Origin of the sequence: Streptomyces sp. MB09-01 (assembly GCF_033794505.1) — a bacterium.
Lineage (GTDB): Bacteria > Actinomycetota > Actinomycetes > Streptomycetales > Streptomycetaceae > Streptomyces.
In genome coordinates, this window is record NZ_JARAYQ010000332.1 from 1 (window position 1) to 7,503 (window position 7,503).

Consider the following 7,503-nt stretch of genomic DNA (forward strand, 5'->3'; position numbering starts at 1 on the left):
GTCGGGGTGGGAGTGGGAGTCGGCGTGGGCGTGGGAACCGGCGTCGTGCCGCAGCCCGGGGTGGCCTCCGGCGGCAGCGGGACCCGCCAGACCTGGGTGTCGTTCTCCGACCCGACGAGCAGGCTCGTGCAGTCCGCGTACGTCACCGTCTCGCCCTGCGACTGGGCCGGGAGGGCGACGTCCGCGAGCTTGACCCCCGCGGTGTCGTACACGGAGGCGGTGTTGGCGCCCAACGGCCCGCCGCTGCGCAGGGTGTACGAGGCGCCCGACGGGGAGAACGCGCCGTCGGTGGCGAACACCGGGCCGGGCCGGACCGGCGTGAGGGTGTTGACCTGCCCGGTCACGGGCGGCAGCGGGGCCTGGTACAGCTGGCCGGCGGCGCCGATGAGCTTGCTCGCGACGTAGAGCCGGCCGGTCACGGGGTCGGCGAGCAGGGACTCGGCGTCGTGCCTGCCGTCGGCGTAGGAGAAGCGGTACGTCACCGGCGTGACCGTGGCGTTGGTCAGTTGGTCGGGCTCGGCGAATCCGTGCACGGTGATCTCCGCGCGGCCGCTGAAATTGTCGCCGATGTCGCCGACGAGGATCGCCGGGCCGCCCGAGGCGTCCTTGCCGAGCGCGAGCCCCTCCCAGTCGGTGTTGCCGACGCCGGAGAGGGTGAAGGTGGCCAGCAGCCGGCCGGTGGCACCGTTGCAGTCGACGGCGAAGACCTGGTTGGTGTTCCCGCTGTCGTTGACGGCGTAGAACACGCCGGGGTGTTTGTGGCTCATGGCGAGGCCGCTGAACTCGGCCAGGCCACCGGGCAGGGTGCACTTCTTCTCCGGCGCGACCGCTCGGGTTCCGGCGGCCGCCACCGCGGCGGACGGGGCCGGGGAGGCGGTGGCGCTGGCCATCCAGGCGACCGCGGGCAGGATCGTGGCGAGGGCCGCGGTCGCGAGGGCGGCGGCCCGTGGGGGTGTCAGGAGTCGGGACATGCGCACAATGTGATGGGACATCAGTTGCGGGGCCAGGCCCAATTCCCTCCCGTTCGAGCATCGTTCAATGCCGTGGGGGCATGCCCCGTCAGCGCACCGGCTCCCGGACCGGCCCCTTGTGTCCGGCCTGGGCGATGAACGCGCGTGCAGCGCGGCTCAGCGGCCGACGGGCGTGGGCGATGCCCACCGGACGCAGTAGGGGCGGACTGAAGGAGCGGATCTCGGCCCGGCTCCCGAAGGCCCTCAGCACCACGTCGCGGTACCAGATGAGCGAGCCGCGGCCGTCCGTCACTCCGGTCACCCAGGCGAGGCGTTCGTCGACCTCCAGGGAGGGGACGGGCCGTACCCCGAGGCAGCTGAACATGGCCTCCATCTCGGTGCGCCGGCCGGTTCCCGGGGTGGGCAGCACCATCGGCAGCCCGTCGAGCATGCGCAGCGGCATCGGATGCGGCAGCCGGGATCCGACCGGGGAGATCAGCACCACCTCGCGCTCCTGGATGAAGTGGGTGGAGAGCTCCTTGTCGACGGGCAGGTCGACCAGGGCCAACTCAGCCCGGCCCTGGGTCAGTTCTTCGACGAGGACCTCCCTGCTGCCGTGCTGCTGGAGGCGGACGTCGACCGTCGGGTGCCGTTCGGTGAAGGCCGCCACCAGGTCGGAGGCCAGGTCGAGGGCGAGGGTGGGCGTCGTGACGAGGGTCAGGGCGGCCCGGGTGTCCCTGCCGTGCGGGGTTCCGATGTCGTCGATGGCCTCCACCGCATTGAGCACGGTGCGGGCCAGCCGGACGACCCGGGCCCCCTCCGGCGTGAGGTCCACCCCCCTTCCCCGGCGGGCGAGGAGCTCGACGCCGAGATCGCGCTCCATGGCCTGGACGGCCCGGGACAGGGCGGACTGGGCGACGAAGACCGAGGCGGCGGCGCCGGTGATGGACCGGCAGTCGGCGACGGCGACGAGGTAGCGGAGCTGCGCCAGCGTGGGGGTCATGACCGGACGGTAACCGGGCGAGGCTGTACCTGTAAGGGCTCGTCGGGTGAACAACTTGCCGGGTCCGGCTTCGCGTTCATGCCCGGTCGGCGGATAGGCATGCCCATGCGGCATGCCCGCGAGGACGCGCTGCCGCGGGCCGCGCCGCGGGGTCCGCCCGCCCCGGCGGGAAACGTCGCAGGCCACGCCTCGGCCGGAGCCCGTCGCGGGTCCCGTCGGGGGGCGTACCGGACGGTCCGCACGCACCGAAGGAGCGAAGTATCGCACTCCGCATAGCTGTTGACAGTGCATGACGGTCACCGCACGATGCATCGCGGCATGAGGGTGTTTGACCACTGTTCGAGCCTGCCGCCGCACGCCGGCCGAGGTGCGAGACCGCCGCACTCCCCTCCTCGCGCTCTGCCGCTTCCTCCGCCCTCCGTTCTGCCGTTCTTCCGTCCTGCACTCCGCCATGTCACCCAGCACTGGAAGAGGAGCGCCCGTGACCCCCCATCCCCCACAGTCCGCCGCCACCCGCGATCTGGTCGTCGCGGTCAGTCCCTTCGAGGAGCCCCGCCCGGGGATCGTGACCGCCGCCGAACGCGCCGGGTCCCTCGGACTGCTCGACCTCGGCCGGGACGCGAACGCCGCGCGGGACGCCCTCGCGGAGTCCGGCCGCCGGCTCGGCGGCAGCGGCAGGTACGGAGTGCGGGTGCCCGCGGGCTGCCCGCTCGGACCGGAGGAACTGCCGGCCGAGGTGGACACGGTGCTGCTGGCCGACCCTGCCGGGCACACCCCGGAACGGGTGGCCGCGTGGGCGGCGGCGGCCGGCCGGCCCCGGGTGTGGGTCGAGGTCACGAGCCGGGCGGAGGCCACGAGCGCCGTGGCCGCGGGGGCGGACTCGCTCGTCGCCAAGGGCCACGAGGCCGGCGGCCGGGTGGGCGCGGCCACCACCTTCGTACTGCTCCAGCAGCTGCTCGGGGACCCCTCGATCCGGGTTCCCGTACGGGCCTGCGGCGGGATCGGGCCGCACACGGCGGCCGCGGCCGTCGCGGGCGGCGCCGCCGGGGTGCTGCTCGACGTACAACTTGCCCTGACCGTAGAGGGAGAGGCCGGGCTGCCGGCGGAAGTGGCCGACGCGCTGCGGGCGATGGACGGATCCGAGACCCGGCTCGTCGACGGACACCGGGTGTTCGCACGACCCGACCTCACCCCGCCCGAGGGTCCGGCGCACCTGCTGCTCGGCGCCCGGGACCTGCGGGCGCAGCTGCTGCCCGTCGGCCAGGACGGAGCCTCCGCGGCCCGGCTCGCCGAGCGCCACCGGACCACCGGCGGCGTGCTCCTCGCCGTACGGGCGGCCGTCCGCGGGCACGTGGAGGCGGCGGCCCGGACCGGGCCGCCGGCCGTCGCGCAGGGGCCGATGACCCGGGTGAGCGACCAGGCGGCCTTCGCCGAGGCGGTCGCCGCCGCGGGCGGGGTCCCGTACCTGGCGCTCGCGGTGATGGAGGGCCCGGACGTAGGCCGGCTCCTGGCCGAGACCGCCGAGCGGCTCGGGGAACGCCCCTGGGGCGTGGGGCTGCTCGGCTTCGCCCCGCCCGAGCTGCGACGGGCGCAGCTGGCCGCCGTGACCGGGGCCCGTCCACCGCGCGCGATCATCGCCGGGGGCACCCCGGCGCAGGCGGCCCCGCTGGAGGCGGCCGGGATCCGCACCCACCTGCACGTGCCCTCGCCCGGCCTGCTGGAGCGCTACCTCGCCGAGGGGGCGCGGCGGTTCGTCTTCGAGGGGTTGGAGTGCGGCGGGCACGTCGGGCCGCGCGCCTCGTTCCCGCTGTGGGAGGAGCAGATCGAGCGGCTGCTGTCCTGCCCCGAACCGGAGGCCCTGGACCTGCTGTTCGCCGGCGGGATCCACGACGAGCGGTCCGCCGCGATGGCGCTCGCGGCCGCGGCTCCGCTGGCCGAACGCGGCGCGCGGATCGGGGTGCTGATGGGCACCGCCTACCTGTTCACCGAGGAGGCCGTGGCGGCGGGCGCGGTACTGCCGGGCTTCCAGCGGGCGGCCGTGGAGTGCGCGGACACCGTCCTGCTGCGCACCGCGCCCGGGCACGCCACCCGCTGCGCGGACACCCCGTACGCCGAGACCTTCGAGGCGACCCGGCGGCAGCTCGCGGACAGCGGCGTGGAACCCCGCGAGATGTGGGAAGAGCTGGAGCGGCTCAACCTGGGACGGCTGCGGATCGCCAGCAAGGGCCTGCGGCGCGCGACGGACCGGCTGGAGCCGGTCGACGAGGAACAGCAGTACGCGGAGGGGCTGTTCATGCTCGGGCAGGCCGCGACCCTGCGCACCGGAACCACCACGATCGCCGCACTGCACGCGCAGGTCACCGGGGGAGCCACCGCACTGCTGGAGCGCCGGGCCCGCGACTTCGCGGACGGCGGGGCCGTCGAGACGGCCGACCCCCTCGACATCGCCATCGTCGGCATGGCCTGCGCCTACCCCGGCGCGCCGGACCTCGCCGCCTACTGGGCGATGGTCCTCGCCGGGACGGACGCCGTCACCGAGGTGCCGGCCGAGCGCTGGGACCCGGCGCTCTACTACGACCCCGACCCGGCCCGGGCCGGGGAACGCACGCCGTCGCGCTGGGGCGGCTTCCTCGGCCCGGTGCCCTTCGACGCCCTCGCGCACGGCATCCCGCCCGCCTCCCTCGCCGGGATCGAGCCGGTGCAGCTGCTGGCCCTGGAGATCTCGGCGCGGGCCCTCGGCGACGCCGGCTACGGCAAGGAGCGCGCCTTCGACCGCTCGCGGACCTCGGTGGTCTTCGGCGCGGAGGCCGGTACCGAACTGGCGGGCGCGTACGGGCTGCGCGCCCTGCTCCCCGCCTACCTGGGCGAGCTGCCGCCCGTCCTGGACGAGCAGCTGCCGCGGCTCACCGAGGACTCCTTCCCCGGGATCCTCGCCAACGTCATCGCGGGCCGGGTCGCCAACCGGCTCGACCTGGGCGGGGCGAACTGCACGGTCGACGCCGCCTGTGCCTCCTCCCTCGCCGCCCTGGACCTCGCCTGCCGCCAACTGCGCGACGGCGACAGCGACATGGTGCTGTGCGGGGGCGCCGACGTGCACAACGGGATCAACGACTACCTGATGTTCGCCTCCGTCCGCGCCCTGTCGCCGGGCGGCCGCTGCCGGCCCTTCGACGCGGCCGCCGACGGCATCGCCCTCGGCGAGGGGGTGGGGGCGCTCGTCCTGAAGCGGCTCGCGGACGCGGAGCGGGACGGCGACCGGGTGTACGCCGTGATCAAGGCGGTGGGCTCCGCCAGCGACGGCCGCTCCCTCGGTCTGACCGCACCCCGCCCGGAAGGACAGCGGCGGGCCCTGGAGCGGGCCTACGCACGGGCCGGCATCGCCCCGGCCGAGGTGGGCCTGGTCGAGGCGCACGGCACCGGCACGGTGGTCGGCGACAGCACCGAACTGGCCGTCCTCAGCGACCTGTTCACCGCCTCCGGAGCCACCACCGGATCCTGCGCCCTGGGCTCCGTCAAATCCCAGCTCGGCCACACCAAGTGCGCTGCCGGACTCGCCGGACTCATCAAGGCCGCCCGGGCCGTCCACACGGGCGTCAGGCCGCCCACCCTGCACATCGACACGCCGAACCCGGCCTGGCGGGCGGAAACCAGCCCCTTCTCCTTCGACACCGGGGCGCGCCCCTGGGCCGTACCCCCGGAGCGGCGGATCGCCGGAGTGAGCGCCTTCGGCTTCGGTGGCACCAACTACCACGCGGTGCTGGCCGGTTACGGGGGCGCCGAGGAGCCCCGGCACGGCCTGGAGGAGTGGCCGGCCGAGCTGTTCTGCTTCCGCGGCGCGGACCGGAAGGCCGCCGGCCGCGCGATGGCCCGGCTCGCCGCCCGCCTGGAGGAGAACGACACGGCCGGACGCCCCTGGCCCCTGCGCGACCTCGCGGCGGAAACCGCCGCCGGCTCCGATCCGGTCCAGGTGGCGATCGTGGCCGCCGATCTCGACGAACTGGCGGGCCGCCTCGAACAGGCCCGCACCTTCACCCACGGCACGGGCATCCACATCAAGAGGGAGAACGCGGGCCTCACCGCCTTCCTCTTCCCCGGCCAGGGCAGCCAACGCCCGGGCATGCTGAACGAGTTGTTCACCTCCTTCCCCGCCCTGCGCACCCTCCTGGACTCGGCTCCGCCCCCCGTCGTGTCGGCGATGTTCCCGCCGGCGGCTTTCACCGCCGCAGGACGGGCAGCCCAAAGAGCGGCGGTCACCGACACCCGCGTGGCCCAGCCCGCCCTGGGACTGGCCGGAGCAGCGGCCCACCTGCTGCTCGGCGAGCTCGGCGTACGGCCGGACTGCGTGGCCGGGCACTCGTACGGGGAGCTCACGGCGCTCTGGGCGGCCGGCGCCTACGACACCGGCAGCCTGCTACGGCTCAGCGCGCGCCGCGCCGAGGCGATCCTGAAGGCCGCCGGCGCCGACCCGGGCTCGATGGCGGCCGTCTCGGCGACGCCGGACGAAGTCGCCGCCCGTACCGGATGCACCATCGCGAACCACAACGCCCCACGCCAGTGCGTGATCTCGGGCCCCACGCCCACCGTCGAGGAGGCGGTGTCCGCACTGCGCGAGGCGGGACTGCCGGCAGAGCCCCTGCCGGTGGCCTGCGCCTTCCACAGCGAGGTGGTGTCCGAGGCATCGCAGGACCTCGCCGCCGCACTGGCAGAAACACCGATGACAGCCCCGGCCACGCCCGTCTGGTCGAACACGACAGGGCGCCCGTATCCGCCGTCGGTCGAGGAGATCCGGAACCTCCTGGCCCGCCAGGTCGCGGAGCCGGTCCGGTTCGTCGACGAGGTCGAGGCCATGTACGCCGCCGGCGTCCGCACGTTCGTGGAGGCGGGCCCCGGCCGCGTCCTCACCGCCCTGATCGGCCGCATCCTCTCCGACCGCCCCCACACGGTGGTCCCCCTGGACGTCCCGGGCGAACACGGCCTCTTCCGGCTGGTCACGGCCCTGGCGGAGCTGACTGCAGCGGGCGTCTCCGTGGCACCGGAGGCCCTGTTCCGCGGCCGCAGCTCCCGCCTCCCGGAGCGCGCCCCGCGCCGCCCGGGCTGGCTGGTGGACGGCCACCTGGTCCGCACGGCAGCCGGCGCCCCGGTCCCCGGCGGCCTCCGCCCCGGCCGGCGCGTGACGCCAGCCCCCCTGCTTGCCCCGCCCACGGAAGCCGGTGCGTCCGCACATCACGACACGGCCACGAACGGAGGTACGGGTATGACCGCAGAAACCGGTACGGGCAGGTCGGCAGGTCACGAGGAAGCGGTCCTGGAATACCTCCGCAGCACCCGCGAACTGGTCGCCGCACAGCGGGACGTCCTGCTCGGCTACCTGGGTGTGCCGACGACGGGGCCGGGGGCGACTTCCGCCGGGGCCGGGAGTGTGCCGGGGCGATCCCCGCACGGCGTCGAACGCCATGTGGCCCGGCCCTGCGACCCCCCGCCGCGTTCGGCGCCCGAGGAGACGCCCCGGCGCGCGCCCGGCTCCACCTCTCCGGCCGCCCCCGGCACGGG

3 protein-coding genes are annotated in these 7,503 nt (G+C 75.2%); 1 reads left to right on the forward strand and 2 read right to left on the reverse strand.

Going from position 1 to position 7,503, the window contains the following annotated elements; all coding sequences use genetic code 11:
• Both PV721_RS38755 and PV721_RS38760 read right to left on the reverse strand, forming a co-directional pair.
• The coding region (locus PV721_RS38755; RefSeq protein WP_319732864.1) for a hypothetical protein at positions 1 to 971 on the reverse strand (971 nt) is incomplete at its 3' end.
• An 88-nt stretch (positions 972 to 1,059) separates the two neighbouring features.
• Positions 1,060 to 1,953 (reverse strand): LysR family transcriptional regulator, encoded by an 894-nt coding sequence (locus tag PV721_RS38760; protein WP_319732865.1) that lies wholly within the window; start codon positions 1,951 to 1,953, stop codon positions 1,060 to 1,062.
• A gap of 481 nt (positions 1,954 to 2,434) precedes the next feature.
• Between PV721_RS38760 and PV721_RS38765 the strand changes: the two genes are divergently transcribed.
• The coding region (locus PV721_RS38765; protein ID WP_319732867.1) for a polyketide synthase at positions 2,435 to 7,503 on the forward strand (5,069 nt) is incomplete at its 3' end.

What these genes read in the sequence shown, in the direction of transcription:
- PV721_RS38760 (WP_319732865.1), bottom strand. Translation starts at nt 1,953, where the DNA reads ATGACCCCCACGCTGGCGCAGCTCCGCTACCTCGTCGCCGTCGCCGAC.